The 1,513-nt window shown below is 67.5% G+C and carries 1 protein-coding gene; it reads right to left on the bottom strand.

Translation table 11 applies throughout. From position 1 onward, the window contains the following. Positions 1–293: 293 nt before the first annotated feature. Positions 294–1,352 carry an IS110 family RNA-guided transposase gene (locus IEZ24_RS21360; RefSeq protein ID WP_207206955.1) on the bottom strand — a complete coding sequence of 353 codons (1,059 nt, stop codon included), beginning with the start codon at positions 1,350–1,352 and terminating at the stop codon, positions 294–296. Between the last annotated feature and the right edge of the window lie 161 nt (positions 1,353–1,513).

Consider the following 1,513-nt stretch of genomic DNA (forward strand, 5'->3'; position numbering starts at 1 on the left):
CTGATATGTAGTGATCTCCTGTCAAGAGGCAGGGTGAGGCGCCCGTCCCGAGCGATCGGGGCGGGCGCCTCGTGCTTCGTCGTCGTCGGTGCTGGTGAGCGTGTCGTTGGCGACGCGCGGTCAGACTGATATGCGCGGGTTGGGTACCGCAGGACGGTGCTTTCGGCAGGAGCGGGACCGCGTGTCTAGCGTCGAGCGTCGCGGACGGGAGGTCCGTTGCTCATAGGAGTTTCGCGGGTCGCTCCGCGCGCTGCCACCAGCCCTCGTTGGACGACGGAGCAGATCGTGACCGGCTACTCCTCGAGCACTGCCAGGGACCAGCACCAGCCGGCGAGCTCGCGAGCGATCGCGACGTTGGCGATGGTGGGCTTCTTCTTGCGGTCGATGAACTTCACCCACCGCTGGTGCAGTCGCCGGTTGCCCTCGTCGCCACGGGCTCGCGCGGCGGCGGGGGCCAGGTCCCACCGATCGCGCAGCGTCTTCCCGATCCGGTAGCGGGAGCGGTGGTGCCACGCGGCTTCAACGAGGAGTCGGCGGACGTGGGAGTTGCCGGTCTTGGTGATCGATCCCTGCACACGCGAGGTGCCCGAGGAGTACTCGCTGGGCACCAGCCCGACGAACGAGCCGATGGTGTTGCCGGTGAACCGGTGCCAGTCGCCGATCTCGACCGCAAGGGCGAACCCGGTCAGGGTGCTCACTCCGCGCAGGCATCCCAGTCGTCGCACCAGTGGGGTGAACTCGGAGTCGGCGGCCATCTCGCTGATCGCGTCGTCGAGCCGGTCCCGGCGAGCCTTGATCGTCAAGACGTTGTCGTAGTCGGAGTCGAACGCCAAACGGGTCGCACGGCCCTCGAGCTGCGGCAGCGCTTCGTGGCGCAGCCAGACGTCGTGCTTCCCGGTCCACGCATCACCGTCGTAGTAGACGATCCCGTGACGCAGCAACAGCTTCGACAACCGGTGCCGGGCCCGCATCAGATCACCACGGCAGTCCTCGCGAGCACGGACCAGGTCGCGAGCCGCCTCCTGATCGGCCGAGGGGATCGCTACTGCGGTGATCTCGTCGAGTCGCAGCAGCCGGGCCAGATGAACCGCGTCCTTGGCGTCGGTCTTCACCCGATCTCCCGACGGCTTCTGCAACTTTGACGGCGCCGCGACCACGCACCGGATCCCCGCCGCGCTCAGGTGTCGGTGCAGACCGAAGCCCGTCGGGCCAGCCTCGTACGTCACCGCCACCGTGCCCGGCAGCTGCTGGATCCAGGACCGGATGTGCTCATACGACGGGGTCAGCTTCGTTTGGACCAGCTCGCCCGTGACGCCGTCGATCGCCGCTGCCGCGACAGAACGTGCGTGCACGTCGAGCCCAACGCTCGTACGCTCGGTGAACACCGGGGCCTCCCACAACTGTTGGATAGGCCGAGCAGGCCAGCCCTACTCGGTAACCCACGACCATTTGTGAGTGGGGCCCCGGCCTGCAACCCCCAGTAGTCCTGAGCGGTCACTCCATACCGTCTAGC

The sequence above is a fragment of the Nocardioides ganghwensis genome (assembly GCF_014779655.1).
Lineage (GTDB): Bacteria > Actinomycetota > Actinomycetes > Propionibacteriales > Nocardioidaceae > Nocardioides > Nocardioides ganghwensis.